We start from the raw sequence: 13,485 nt of genomic DNA on the forward strand, positions 1-13,485 counted from the left end.
CGGAATTCATCCGATTATGAATTTTCTGTGGATTAAGCCCTGTGAATAACTGCCACTAAGGTCAGTTGATAACAGGGCTTCAAAACTGGATATAACCCCCTCTGTGGATAACCACCCCTTTCATCCACAGGCTTACACCGGTTATCCAAGGGCCTCATTGGCACATTAGCACAGGGTTTTGAAACTCTGTACACATTGAATATAAAGGCCTATAGCAATCTATCCACAGAAAGGTCGCTCAGTAAGAATAAACATAAAAACAAAGGTTTTATAAATTTCTCTCTTTTTTATTCTTTTAACCTCGAGTTCTCCACAGCTGGTTAAATTTTGTGCAAAGGGTTCTTTAGGAAGGGCGAAGTCCCTATACTTGTCGACCAGGTTCAGAAACCTGATCTCAAACTATTTCCTGAATGACCTACTTAAGCAGGCACGAGGTGCGTGGTGGATTTCCCTTCCCGTTTTGAAGTGATCGTCATCGGCGGCGGTCATGCCGGTACCGAGGCAGCACTGGCATCAGCACGTATGGGGGCAAAAACCCTGTTGCTGACGCATAACGTGGAAACCCTCGGCGCCATGAGTTGCAACCCGGCCATCGGAGGCATTGGCAAAAGCCATCTGGTCAAGGAAATCGACGCCCTCGGCGGCGCGATGGCCATAGCTACCGATTTGGGCGGCATCCAGTTTCGCGTGTTGAACAGCCGTAAAGGCCCGGCCGTGCGTGCAACCCGTGCGCAAGCTGACCGCATTCTCTACAAAGCCGCTGTCCGCGAAATCCTCGAAAACCAGCCGAACCTGTGGATATTTCAACAAGCTGCTGATGACCTGATCGTCGAGCAGGAACAAGTCCGTGGTGTTGTCACGCAAATGGGTCTGCGCTTCTTCGCTGATTCCGTGGTGTTGACCACCGGTACGTTCCTTGGCGGACTTATCCACATCGGTTTGCAGAATTTTTCCGGCGGCCGCGCCGGTGATCCGCCCTCGATCGCACTGGCTCACCGTCTGCGTGAGCTGCCACTGCGTGTCGGTCGGCTGAAAACCGGTACGCCGCCGCGTATCGACGGCAAGTCAGTGGATTTCTCGGTCATGACCGAGCAACCCGGCGATACGCCGATCCCGGTGATGTCGTTCATGGGCAACAAAGAACAGCATCCACGCCAGGTCAGTTGCTGGATTACTCACACAAACGCCCGCACCCACGAAATCATCGCGGCGAACCTCGACCGTTCGCCGATGTATTCCGCTGCCGGCGAGATTGAGGGCATCGGCCCGCGCTATTGCCCGTCGATCGAAGACAAGATTCACCGCTTTGCCGACAAGGAAAGCCATCAGGTGTTCATCGAACCGGAAGGTTTGACCACCCATGAGCTGTATCCGAACGGGATATCCACAAGCTTGCCGTTCGACGTGCAATTGCAGATCGTGCAATCGATTCGCGGTATGGAAAACGCGCACATCGTGCGTCCGGGTTATGCGATCGAGTATGACTACTTCGATCCGCGTGACCTGAAGTACAGCCTCGAAACCAAAGTCATCGGCGGCCTTTTCTTCGCCGGACAAATCAACGGCACCACCGGTTATGAAGAAGCCGGCGCCCAGGGTTTGCTTGCCGGGGCCAACGCGGCACTGCGCGCCAAGGGCAAAGAAGCCTGGTGCCCGCGTCGCGATGAAGCGTACATCGGCGTGTTGGTCGACGACCTGATCACCCTCGGCACCCAAGAGCCGTACCGCATGTTCACTTCCCGTGCCGAGTACCGCCTGATCCTGCGTGAAGACAACGCCGACCTGCGCCTGACCGAAAAAGGTCGCGAGCTCGGTCTGGTCGATGACGCGCGCTGGGCGGCGTTCTGCAAGAAGCGCGAAAGCATCGAACTCGAAGAACAGCGCCTGAAAAGCACTTGGGTTCGCCCGAACACGCCGCAAGGCGACGCGATTGCCGATAAATTCGGCACGCCGCTGACCCACGAATACAACTTGCTCAACCTCTTGAGTCGTCCGGAAATCGACTACGCTGGTCTGGTCGAAGTGACCGGCAACGGCGCCGAAGATCCACAAGTCGCCGAGCAGGTTGAAATCAAGACCAAATACGCCGGTTACATCGACCGTCAACAGGACGAAATCGCCCGTCTGCGCGCCAGTGAAAACACGAAATTGCCTGTGGACATCGATTACACCAACATTTCCGGTCTGTCCAAGGAGATCCAGAGCAAGCTCGGCGCGACTCGTCCAGAGACGCTTGGCCAGGCTTCGCGGATCCCGGGCGTGACCCCGGCAGCGATTTCGCTGTTGATGATTCATTTGAAAAAACGCGGCGCGGGCCGTCAGTTGGAGCAAAGCGCTTGAGTTCTAAGGTCACTTCGCAACACGCCGAAGAGTTATCCACAGGAGCCCGCGAGCTCGGTGTCAACCTCACTGAAACCCAGCGCGAATTGCTGCTGGGTTATCTGGCCCTGTTGATCAAATGGAACCAGGCCTACAACCTGACCGCCGTGCGCGATCCGGACGATATGGTTTCGCGGCACTTGCTCGATAGTCTGAGCGTGATGTCGTTTATCGAAAACGGTCGCTGGCTCGACGTCGGTAGCGGCGGCGGCATGCCGGGGATCCCGTTGGCGATCCTGTATCCGGACGCGCAAGTGACCTGTCTGGACAGTAACGGCAAGAAAACCCGCTTCCTGACTCAGGTCAAACTCGAACTCAAACTGGATAACCTGCAAGTTATCCACAGTCGTGTCGAAGCGTTCCAGCCTGCCCAGCCGTTCAACGGGATCATTTCCCGGGCGTTCAGCAGCATGGAAAACTTCACCAACTGGACTCGCCACCTCGGCGATGCCGATACACGCTGGCTGGCAATGAAGGGCGTTCATCCGGCCGATGAGCTGGTAGCATTACCGGCAGACTTCAAACTCGATAGCGAACACGCCCTGGCCGTACCCGGTTGCCAAGGCCAACGCCATCTGCTGATACTGCGCCGCACGGCATGATTGGGAACACAAGCAAGAATGGCTAAGGTATTCGCGATAGCGAACCAGAAGGGTGGTGTGGGCAAGACCACCACCTGCATCAACCTCGCAGCATCGCTGGTCGCGACCAAGCGCCGGGTGCTGTTGATCGATCTCGATCCACAGGGCAACGCCACCATGGGTAGCGGTGTGGATAAACACGGCCTGGAAAACTCGGTCTATGACCTGCTGATCGGTGAATGCGATCTGGCCCAGGCCATGCACTACTCCGAGCATGGCGGTTATCAACTGCTGCCAGCTAACCGCGACCTGACGGCTGCGGAAGTAGTGCTGCTGGAAATGCAGATGAAGGAAAGTCGTCTGCGCAGCGCGCTGGCGCCGATCCGTGAGAACTACGATTACATTCTGATCGACTGCCCGCCGTCGCTGTCGATGCTTACGCTGAACGCTTTGGTGGCCGCAGATGGGGTAATTATCCCCATGCAGTGCGAGTACTTTGCGCTCGAAGGCTTGAGCGACCTTGTGGATAACATCAAGCGAATCGCTGAACTGCTGAATCCGAACCTGAAAGTCGAAGGCCTCCTGCGGACCATGTATGACCCGCGCCTGAGCCTGATGAACGATGTTTCGGCGCAGCTCAAGGAACACTTCGGCGAGCAGCTCTACGACACGGTGATCCCACGTAATATCCGCCTGGCCGAAGCACCCAGCTACGGCATGCCGGCGCTGGCTTACGACAAGCAATCGCGCGGCGCCCTGGCCTACCTGGCCCTGGCGGGCGAGATGGTTCGTCGGCAGCGCAAAAATTCACGCATCGCCGCCGCTCAGGCAACTTAAGGAATCCCCATGGCCGTCAAGAAACGAGGTCTCGGACGTGGACTGGATGCACTGCTGAGTGGTCCGACCGTCAGCGCGCTGGAAGAACAAGCCGCGCAGGCTGACACCCGCGAGCTGCAACACCTGCCGCTGGACCTGCTCCAGCGCGGCAAATACCAGCCGCGTCGGGATATGGATCCGCAGGCGCTGGAAGAACTGGCGGCGTCGATCAAGGCGCAAGGCGTGATGCAGCCAATCGTGGTTCGCCCGATTGGCGGCGGCCGCTTTGAGATCATTGCCGGTGAACGCCGCTGGCGTGCGAGTCAGCAGGCCGGGCAGGAAACCATCCCGGCGATGGTGCGCGATGTGCCGGATGAAACCGCGATCGCCATTGCGCTGATCGAGAACATCCAGCGCGAAGATCTCAATCCGATCGAAGAAGCGGTTGCCCTGCAGCGTCTGCAGCAGGAATTCCAGCTGACTCAGCAGCAAGTTGCCGAGGCTGTGGGTAAGTCCCGCGTCACTGTGGCTAACCTGTTGCGGCTTATTGCACTGCCGGAAGTCATCAAAACCATGCTGTCTCACGGCGACCTGGAAATGGGTCATGCCCGTGCCTTGCTCGGTCTGCCGGACAATCAGCAGGTTGAGGGGGCGCGACATGTTGTCGCACGCGGCCTGACCGTGCGCCAAACTGAGGCACTGGTTCGTCAGTGGTTGAGTGGTAAGCCGGAGCCTGTGGAAGCGGCCAAACCCGACCCGGATATCGCTCGCCTCGAACAGCGTCTGGCCGAGCGCCTAGGCTCTGCGGTGCAGATTCGCCACGGGAAGAAGGGAAAGGGTCAGTTGGTGATCGGTTACAACTCCCTCGATGAGCTTCAAGGTGTGCTCGCACACATCCGCTGAAACATTTCCTCATGTAGCGCGCAGTCGGAAATCACTACCTGACAGTTGAATAGGGGCAGAACCGCCCCTATACTCTGCGCGCATTTTGTCGGCACAAATTATGCCAAGTTATTGAATTCTGGCAGCCGACCATTGGAGAGCAAACGTGATGGAAACCCGCAAGCCAAACCGCCTGCCGTTCCATCGCCTGGCGGTTTTTCCGGTGTTGATGGCTCAATTTGTCATTTTGCTCATTGCCGCTTTGGCGCTCTGGCAATGGCACGGAGTCGTTGCCGGATACTCGGGACTTTGCGGAGGCCTGATAGCCTTGCTGCCCAATGTTTATTTTGCTCACAAGGCATTTCGGTTTTCCGGCGCCCGAGCAGCCCAGTCCATCGTCCGGTCTTTTTATGCCGGCGAGGCAGGCAAACTGATTTTGACGGCAGTGCTCTTTGCACTGGTGTTTGCAGGTGTGAAGCCACTGGCGCCGATAGCTGTATTCGGCGCGTTCGTGCTGACTCAGTCGGTCAGCTGGTTCGCTCCCCTGCTGATGAGAACAAGACTTTCGAGACCTTAGGGCGTTTGAGGCAACCATGGCAGAAACAACCGCTTCGGGCTATATCCAGCACCACTTGCAGAACCTGACCTTCGGTCAGCTACCTAACGGCGGCTGGGGCTTTGCCCATACCGCAGCAGAAGCCAAAGAAATGGGCTTCTGGGCTTTCCACGTCGATACTCTCGGCTGGTCGGTCGCGTTGGGTCTGATTTTCGTTCTTCTTTTCCGCATGGCGGCAAAGAAAGCGACTTCGGGTCAGCCGGGTGCTTTGCAGAACTTCGTTGAAGTATTGGTCGAATTCGTCGATGGCAGCGTGAAAGACAGCTTCCATGGCCGTAGCCCGGTGATTGCACCGTTGGCACTGACCATCTTCGTCTGGGTGTTCCTGATGAACGCCGTCGACCTGGTACCGGTCGACTGGATTCCTCAGTTGGCCATCCTGATCTCCGGCGACCACCACATCCCGTTCCGCGCCGTGTCGACTACCGACCCGAACGCGACCCTGGGCATGGCGTTCTCGGTTTTCGCACTGATCATTTTCTATAGCATCAAGGTCAAGGGCTTCGGCGGCTTCATCGGCGAACTGACCCTGCACCCGTTCGGCAGCAAGAACATCTTCGTTCAAGCCCTGCTGATCCCGGTGAACTTCCTGCTGGAATTCGTGACCCTGATCGCCAAGCCGATCTCTCTGGCTCTGCGTCTGTTCGGCAACATGTATGCCGGCGAGCTGGTGTTCATTCTGATCGCTGTGATGTTCGGCAGCGGCCTGCTCTGGCTGAGCGGCCTGGGCGTTGTTCTGCAGTGGGCGTGGGCTGTGTTCCACATCCTGATCATCACGCTGCAGGCGTTCATCTTCATGATGCTGACCATCGTCTACCTGTCGATGGCGCACGAAGAAAACCATTAAGGCCAGTCTCGACTAGTCTGATGTCCTTCCCGGTCAAACGGGAAGGGGCTCTTCACAGGGCACCTGAAACGATTTGTTTTACCGCTTTAATCTAAAAAACCTAAACCATACGACGTAAAAGTCGGGAGGAAAGATGGAAACTGTAGTTGGTCTAACCGCTATCGCTGTTGCACTGTTGATCGGCCTGGGCGCACTGGGTACCGCAATTGGTTTCGGCCTGCTGGGCGGCAAGTTCCTGGAAGGCGCAGCGCGTCAGCCAGAAATGGTTCCAATGCTGCAAGTTAAAATGTTCATCGTTGCCGGTCTGCTCGACGCCGTAACCATGATCGGTGTTGGTATCGCTCTGTTCTTCACCTTTGCGAACCCGTTCGTTGGTCAGATCGCTGGCTAATTACCCGGATTCTTCCGAGTAATTTGGTGTGATGGACAACGTAACTGCGAGGTGTTGGCGTGAACATTAATGCGACCCTGATTGGCCAGTCCGTTGCGTTCCTGATTTTTGTACTGTTCTGCATGAAGTACGTATGGCCTCCGGTCATCGCTGCTCTGCACGAACGTCAAAAGAAGATCGCTGATGGTCTGGACGCTGCCAGCCGTGCAGCTCGCGACCTGGAGTTGGCCCAAGAAAAAGCGGGTCAGCAACTGCGCGAAGCGAAAGCTCAGGCAGCTGAAATCATCGAGCAAGCCAAGAAACGCGGTAACCAGATTGTCGAAGAGGCCGTTGAAAAGGCCCGTGTCGATGCTGACCGTGTGAAGGTTCAGGCTCAAGCCGAGATCGAACAGGAACTGAACAGTGTCAAAGACAAGCTGCGTGCCCAAGTGGGCTTGCTGGCTGTCGGCGGCGCCGAGAAGATCCTGGGTGCCACAATCGATCAAAACGCGCACGCAGAGCTGGTTAACCAACTGGCTGCTGAAATCTAAGCGAGGGCGATCATGGCAGAACTGACCACGTTGGCCCGACCTTACGCTAAGGCGGCCTTCGAGCACGCTCAGGCCCACCAGCAACTGGCCAATTGGTCAGCCATGCTCGGCCTGGCTGCAGCGGTGTCGCAAGACGACACCATGCAGCGCGTGCTCAAGGCCCCGCGACTGACGAGCGCAGAAAAGGCCGCCACGTTTATTGACGTGTGCGGCGACAAGTTTGATGCCAAGGCACAAAACTTCATCAATGTCGTTGCCGAAAACGACCGTCTCCCGCTTCTGCCGGAGATTGCCGCTCTTTTCGACCTGTACAAGGCCGAACAAGAGAAGTCGGTAGACGTTGAAGTGACCAGTGCTTTTGCATTGAACCAAGAACAGCAAGACAAACTCGCCAAGGTTCTCAGTGCACGACTCAACCGGGAAGTGCGCCTGCAAGTTGCGGAGGATGCTGCCCTTATAGGTGGTGTCGTTATCCGCGCCGGCGACCTGGTTATCGATGGCTCGATTCGCGGCAAAATCGCGAAACTTGCCGAAGCATTGAAATCTTGAGTTTGAAGGGGCAGCAGAGCAATGCAGCAACTCAATCCTTCCGAAATAAGTGAAATTATCAAGGGCCGCATCGACAAGCTCGATGTGACCTCCCAAGCCCGTAACGAAGGCACTGTCGTCAGCGTATCTGACGGTATCGTGCGGATTCACGGTCTGGCCGACGTTATGTACGGCGAGATGATCGAGTTTCCGGGCGGCGTCTACGGTATGGCCCTCAACCTGGAGCAAGACTCTGTAGGTGCCGTTGTACTGGGCGCTTACCAGTCTCTGGCTGAAGGCATGAGCGCCAAGTGCACCGGCCGCATCCTCGAAGTTCCGGTTGGTAAGGAACTGCTGGGTCGCGTAGTCGATGCACTGGGTAACCCTGTTGACGGCAAAGGTCCACTGGGCAACACCTTGACCGACGCGGTCGAGAAAGTTGCACCGGGCGTGATCTGGCGTAAGTCGGTAGACCAGCCTGTACAGACTGGTTACAAGGCTGTCGATGCCATGATTCCTGTCGGCCGTGGCCAGCGTGAGCTGATCATCGGTGACCGTCAGATCGGTAAAACCGCTCTGGCGATCGACGCGATCATCAACCAGAAAGACAGCGGCATTTTCTGCGTCTACGTTGCAATCGGTCAGAAACAATCGACCATCGCCAACGTGGTTCGCAAGCTGGAAGAAAACGGCGCCCTGGCCAACACGATCATCGTGGCTGCCAGTGCTTCGGAATCTCCTGCGCTGCAATTCCTGGCACCGTACTCCGGTTGCACCATGGGTGAATTCTTCCGCGACCGCGGTGAAGACGCGCTGATCGTTTATGACGATCTGTCCAAGCAAGCAGTGGCTTACCGCCAGATTTCCCTGCTGCTGCGCCGTCCACCAGGCCGTGAAGCTTACCCAGGCGACGTGTTCTATCTCCACTCCCGTCTGCTGGAGCGCGCATCCCGCGTTTCGGAAGAATACGTAGAGAAGTTCACCAACGGCGCAGTGACCGGCAAAACCGGTTCCCTGACCGCACTGCCGATCATCGAAACCCAGGCTGGCGACGTTTCCGCGTTCGTTCCGACCAACGTGATTTCCATCACCGACGGTCAGATCTTCCTGGAATCGGCCATGTTCAACTCGGGCATCCGCCCTGCAGTGAACGCCGGTGTTTCGGTATCCCGTGTGGGTGGTGCCGCTCAGACCAAGATCATCAAGAAGCTGTCCGGTGGTATCCGTACCGCTCTGGCTCAGTACCGTGAACTGGCGGCATTCGCCCAGTTCGCTTCTGACCTGGACGAAGCGACCCGTAAGCAACTTGAGCATGGTCAGCGCGTTACCGAGCTGATGAAGCAGAAGCAATACGCACCAATGTCGATCGCTGACATGGCGCTGTCGCTGTATGCCGCTGAGCGTGGGTTCCTGACTGACATTGAAATCGCCAAGATCGGCAGCTTCGAACAAGCGCTGATTGCTTTCTTCAACCGCGATCACGCCGATTTGATGGCCAAGATCAACGTTAAAGGTGACTTCAATGACGAAATCGACGCTGGCATGAAAGCCGGTATCGAGAAGTTCAAGGCCACCCAAACCTGGTAAGCCGCAGCGGGAGCCGCGAGGCTCCCGCTTGCTAACCTGATAGGTGTTACATGGCAGGCGCAAAAGAGATTCGCAGTAAGATTGCGAGCATCAAAAGCACGCAAAAGATTACCAGCGCCATGGAAAAAGTGGCGGTCAGCAAAATGCGCAAGGCACAAATGCGCATGGCTGCTAGCCGTCCTTATGCGGAGCGTATCCGCCAGGTAATTGGGCATCTGGCCAACGCCAACCCGGAATACCGCCACCCGTTCATGATCGACCGCGCCATCAAGCGTGTCGGCTATGTCGTTGTGAGCAGTGACCGTGGTTTGTGCGGCGGCTTGAACACCAACCTGTTCAAGGCCCTGGTCAAGGACATGGCGGTAAACCGCGAAAACGGCGTCGAGATTGATCTGTGTGTTGTTGGTAGTAAGGGTGCGGCCTTTTTCCGCAACTTCGGCGGTAACGTCGTTGCAGCTATCAGCCACCTGGGTGAAGAGCCGTCGATCAATGATCTGATCGGCAGCGTCAAGGTGATGCTGGATGCCTACCTGGACGGCCGTATTGACCGCCTGTCCGTGGTGTCCAACAAGTTCATCAACACCATGACGCAACAGCCTACCGTGGAGCAGTTGATTCCACTGGTGGCCACCCCGGATCAGGATCTCAAGCACCACTGGGACTATCTCTACGAACCGGATGCCAAAGAGCTGCTTGACGGCTTGATGGTCCGCTACGTTGAGTCGCAGGTCTACCAGGCGGTGGTCGAGAACAACGCGGCTGAACAAGCTGCGCGGATGATCGCGATGAAGAACGCTACCGACAACGCCGGTGATTTGATCAGCGATTTGCAGCTGATCTACAACAAGGCGCGTCAGGCTGCGATCACCCAAGAGATCTCGGAAATCGTCGGCGGCGCTGCCGCGGTTTAACGGTTCAAATATTCAGAGGATCCAGCTATGAGTAGCGGACGTATCGTTCAAATCATCGGCGCCGTTATCGACGTGGAATTTCCACGCGACAGCGTACCGAGCATCTACAACGCGCTGACTGTACAAAGCGCGGCCGCAACCACCCTGGAAGTTCAGCAGCAGCTGGGCGACGGCGTGGTTCGCACCATTGCGATGGGTTCCACCGAGGGCTTGAAGCGCGGTCTGGAAGTTACCGACTCTGGCGCAGCCATCTCCGTACCGGTCGGTAAAGCGACCCTGGGCCGGATCATGGACGTCCTCGGCAACCCGATCGACGAAGCTGGCCCGATCGACACCGAAGAGCGCTGGGGCATTCACCGCGCAGCACCTTCGTTCGCTGAGCAAGCAGGCGGCAACGACCTGCTGGAAACCGGCATCAAGGTTATCGACCTGGTTTGCCCGTTCGCCAAGGGCGGTAAAGTCGGTCTGTTCGGTGGTGCCGGTGTAGGCAAAACCGTAAACATGATGGAACTGATCCGTAACATCGCCATCGAGCACAGCGGTTATTCCGTGTTCGCCGGTGTGGGTGAGCGTACTCGTGAGGGTAACGACTTCTACCACGAGATGAAGGACTCCAACGTTCTGGACAAAGTGGCACTGGTTTACGGTCAGATGAACGAGCCGCCGGGAAACCGTCTGCGCGTAGCTCTGACCGGCCTGACCATGGCCGAGAAGTTCCGTGACGAAGGTAACGACGTTCTGCTGTTCGTCGACAACATCTACCGTTACACCCTGGCCGGTACTGAAGTATCCGCACTGCTGGGCCGTATGCCTTCTGCAGTAGGTTACCAGCCTACCCTGGCTGAAGAGATGGGCGTTCTGCAAGAACGTATCACTTCGACCAAGGAAGGTTCGATCACTTCGATCCAAGCGGTATACGTACCTGCGGATGACTTGACCGACCCGTCGCCAGCGACCACCTTCGCCCACTTGGACGCCACCGTCGTTCTGTCCCGTGACATCGCCTCCCTGGGTATCTACCCAGCGGTAGATCCACTGGATTCGACTTCGCGCCAGCTGGACCCGAACGTAATCGGCCAGGACCACTACGACACCGCTCGCGGCGTTCAGTACGTTCTGCAACGTTACAAAGAGCTGAAGGACATCATCGCGATCCTGGGTATGGACGAGCTGTCGGAAGCCGACAAGCAGTTGGTAAACCGTGCTCGTAAGATCCAGCGCTTCTTGTCGCAGCCGTTCTTCGTGGCTGAAGTCTTCACCGGTGCTTCGGGTAAATACGTTTCCCTGAAAGACACCATTGCTGGCTTCAAAGGCATCCTCAACGGTGACTACGACCACCTGCCAGAACAAGCGTTCTACATGGTTGGCGGCATCGAAGAAGCGATCGAGAAAGCCAAGAAACTGTAATCCCGGCGCCCGGCAACGGGCGCTCATTTAGGTTGAGGCAATCAGATGGCTATGACAGTCCATTGCGATATCGTCAGCGCGGAAGGAGAAATCTTTTCCGGCCTGGTCGAGATGGTGATTGCGCACGGTGCACTGGGTGATCTTGGTATCGCTCTGGGTCACGCGCCGCTGATCACTAATCTGAAGCCAGGTCCGATCCGCCTGATCAAGCAAGGCGGGGAAGCCGAGGTGTTCTACATCTCCGGTGGTTTCCTCGAGGTTCAGCCGAACATGGTCAAGGTGCTTGCCGATACCGTGCAACGCGCCGCCGACCTGGATGAAGCTCAAGCCCAGGCAGCCCTCAAGGCTGCCGAAGCTGCTCTGCACGAGAAGAGCGCAGATTTCGACTACGGAGCTGCGTCCGCACGTCTGGCCGAGGCTGCAGCCCAGCTGCGCACCGTCCAGCAGATCCGCAAGAAGTTTGGCGGTTAATCCGTCAGCCGCTTGTTGTGCGATTGATAAAAAAGGGTGGCCTCGGCTACCCTTTTTTCTTTTCCGAATTTCCGAAACCCGGTCGCAGTTGCTGACCACCCAGGATTGGTAGCCAGTCATGTCTCTTGAAATCGTTATCCTCGCGGCCGGTCAAGGCACTCGTATGCGTTCGGCACTGCCGAAAGTGCTGCATCCGATTGCCGGCAACTCCATGCTGGGTCATGTTATCCACAGCGCCCGGCAACTTGATCCGCAGCGCATTCATGTGGTCATCGGCCACGGTGCCGATGTGGTGCGTGAGCGTCTGGCCGCTGATGATCTGAATTTCGTCCTGCAGGACAAGCAACTTGGCACCGGCCACGCCACTGCCCAAGCGGTGCCGTTCATTACTGCCGATACTGTGCTGATCCTCTACGGTGACGTGCCGCTGATCGAAGTCGAAACCCTGCAACGTTTGCTCAAGCACGTAGTACCGGGACAGATGGGGCTGTTGACCGTTGAGCTGGACGACCCGACCGGTTACGGCCGTATCGTGCGTGACGCTGACGGCAAGGTCGCTGCCATCGTTGAACATAAAGATGCCAGCGAAGCGCAACGCGCGATCACTGAAGGCAACACCGGTATCCTCGCTGTTCCGGCCAATCGTCTGGCCGACTGGATGAGTCGCCTGTCGAATAACAACGCGCAGGGCGAGTACTACCTGACCGACGTGATCGAGATGGCAGTCAGTGATGGTCTGGTTGTCGCCACCGAACAACCGCACGACCCGATGGAAGTGCAGGGCGCCAACGATCGCAAGCAACTGTCCGAGCTGGAGCGTCACTACCAGTTGCGCGCGGGCCGTCGGTTGATGGCACAAGGCGTAACCCTGCGCGACCCGGCGCGCTTCGACGTGCGTGGTGAAGTGACCGTCGGTCGCGACGTGCTGATCGACATCAATGTGATCCTCGAGGGCAACGTTGTCATCGAAGACGACGTGGTGATCGGCCCGAACTGCGTGATCAAGGACAGCACCCTGCGCAAAGGTGTGGTGATCAAAGCCAACAGTCATATCGAAGGTGCCGTTCTGGGCGAGGGCAGTGATGCCGGCCCGTTCGCACGTCTGCGTCCAGGCACCGTGCTTGAAGCACGCGCGCATGTGGGTAACTTCGTTGAGCTGAAAAATGCCCACATGGGCGAAGGCGCCAAGGCGGGACACCTGACTTATCTGGGTGATGCCGAGATCGGAGCGCGTACCAACATCGGCGCGGGCACCATTACTTGCAACTACGACGGCGCCAACAAGTGGAAAACCGTGTTGGGTGCAGATGTGTTCATCGGCTCCAATAATTCGTTGGTCGCGCCTGTGGATATCTCTGCCGGTGCGACCACGGCGGCCGGTTCGACCATTACGCAGAATGTGGATAACGCGCAGTTGGCCGTGGGCCGAGCGCGGCAGAGAAATATCGATGGCTGGAAGCGGCCGGAGAAGATCAAGAAGAGCTGAGTTATCCACAGCGGCTTTTTAAAGATCAACAGATCGCAGCCTTCGGCAGCTCC

At 57.1% G+C, this 13,485-nt stretch carries 14 protein-coding genes; all 14 read left to right on the forward strand.

Going from position 1 to position 13,485, the window contains the following annotated elements; all coding sequences use genetic code 11:
* Positions 1–441: 441 nt before the first annotated feature.
* The 14 genes from mnmG to glmU all read left to right on the forward strand — a co-directional run bounded on the left by mnmG (position 442) and on the right by glmU (position 13,432).
* Positions 442–2,340, forward strand: a complete 1,899-nt coding sequence (gene mnmG, locus M9827_RS11660; protein WP_250605568.1) for a tRNA uridine-5-carboxymethylaminomethyl(34) synthesis enzyme MnmG — start codon at positions 442–444, stop codon at positions 2,338–2,340.
* Positions 2,337–2,981 carry a 16S rRNA (guanine(527)-N(7))-methyltransferase RsmG gene (gene rsmG, locus M9827_RS11665; RefSeq protein ID WP_250605569.1) on the forward strand — a complete coding sequence of 215 codons (645 nt, stop codon included), beginning with the start codon at positions 2,337–2,339 and terminating at the stop codon, positions 2,979–2,981. The genes mnmG and rsmG overlap by 4 nt, the downstream gene beginning before the upstream one ends.
* Positions 2,982–2,999: 18 nt before the next feature.
* On the forward strand, positions 3,000–3,797 hold the full coding sequence (locus M9827_RS11670; RefSeq protein WP_007911909.1) for a ParA family protein: 798 nt from the start codon (positions 3,000–3,002) through the stop codon (positions 3,795–3,797).
* Between the two features lie 9 nt (positions 3,798–3,806).
* Complete coding sequence (locus tag M9827_RS11675) at positions 3,807–4,679, forward strand: ParB/RepB/Spo0J family partition protein (RefSeq protein WP_250605570.1); 873 nt, start codon at positions 3,807–3,809, stop codon at positions 4,677–4,679.
* A gap of 148 nt (positions 4,680–4,827) precedes the next feature.
* Positions 4,828–5,235, forward strand: a complete 408-nt coding sequence (locus tag M9827_RS11680) for a F0F1 ATP synthase subunit I (protein ID WP_003229783.1) — start codon at positions 4,828–4,830, stop codon at positions 5,233–5,235.
* Between the two features lie 16 nt (positions 5,236–5,251).
* Complete coding sequence (gene atpB / locus M9827_RS11685; protein ID WP_007911917.1) at positions 5,252–6,121, forward strand: F0F1 ATP synthase subunit A; 870 nt, start codon at positions 5,252–5,254, stop codon at positions 6,119–6,121.
* A 133-nt stretch (positions 6,122–6,254) separates the two neighbouring features.
* Positions 6,255–6,512, forward strand: a complete 258-nt coding sequence (gene atpE, locus M9827_RS11690; protein WP_003097235.1) for a F0F1 ATP synthase subunit C — start codon at positions 6,255–6,257, stop codon at positions 6,510–6,512.
* 59 nt (positions 6,513–6,571) lie between these two features.
* Positions 6,572–7,042 carry a F0F1 ATP synthase subunit B gene (locus M9827_RS11695; RefSeq protein ID WP_003229781.1) on the forward strand — a complete coding sequence of 157 codons (471 nt, stop codon included), beginning with the start codon at positions 6,572–6,574 and terminating at the stop codon, positions 7,040–7,042.
* Between the two features lie 12 nt (positions 7,043–7,054).
* Positions 7,055–7,591: a F0F1 ATP synthase subunit delta gene (locus M9827_RS11700; protein ID WP_007911956.1), complete on the forward strand. Its 537-nt coding sequence runs from the start codon at positions 7,055–7,057 to the stop codon at positions 7,589–7,591.
* A 21-nt stretch (positions 7,592–7,612) separates the two neighbouring features.
* Positions 7,613–9,157, forward strand: coding sequence for a F0F1 ATP synthase subunit alpha (gene atpA, locus M9827_RS11705; RefSeq protein ID WP_007911958.1), 1,545 nt, complete (start codon positions 7,613–7,615; stop codon positions 9,155–9,157).
* 50 nt (positions 9,158–9,207) lie between these two features.
* On the forward strand, positions 9,208–10,068 hold the full coding sequence (gene atpG, locus M9827_RS11710) for a F0F1 ATP synthase subunit gamma (protein ID WP_008084419.1): 861 nt from the start codon (positions 9,208–9,210) through the stop codon (positions 10,066–10,068).
* A 27-nt stretch (positions 10,069–10,095) separates the two neighbouring features.
* Positions 10,096–11,475, forward strand: coding sequence for a F0F1 ATP synthase subunit beta (gene atpD / locus M9827_RS11715; RefSeq protein ID WP_016772406.1), 1,380 nt, complete (start codon positions 10,096–10,098; stop codon positions 11,473–11,475).
* Between the two features lie 45 nt (positions 11,476–11,520).
* Complete coding sequence (locus M9827_RS11720) at positions 11,521–11,946, forward strand: F0F1 ATP synthase subunit epsilon (protein ID WP_007954164.1); 426 nt, start codon at positions 11,521–11,523, stop codon at positions 11,944–11,946.
* A gap of 118 nt (positions 11,947–12,064) precedes the next feature.
* Complete coding sequence (gene glmU / locus M9827_RS11725; protein WP_116028604.1) at positions 12,065–13,432, forward strand: bifunctional UDP-N-acetylglucosamine diphosphorylase/glucosamine-1-phosphate N-acetyltransferase GlmU; 1,368 nt, start codon at positions 12,065–12,067, stop codon at positions 13,430–13,432.
* Positions 13,433–13,485: the final 53 nt, after the last annotated feature.

Origin of the sequence: Pseudomonas sp. AKS31 (genome assembly GCF_023634765.1) — a bacterium.
In the GTDB taxonomy this organism is placed as follows: Bacteria; Pseudomonadota; Gammaproteobacteria; order Pseudomonadales; family Pseudomonadaceae; genus Aquipseudomonas.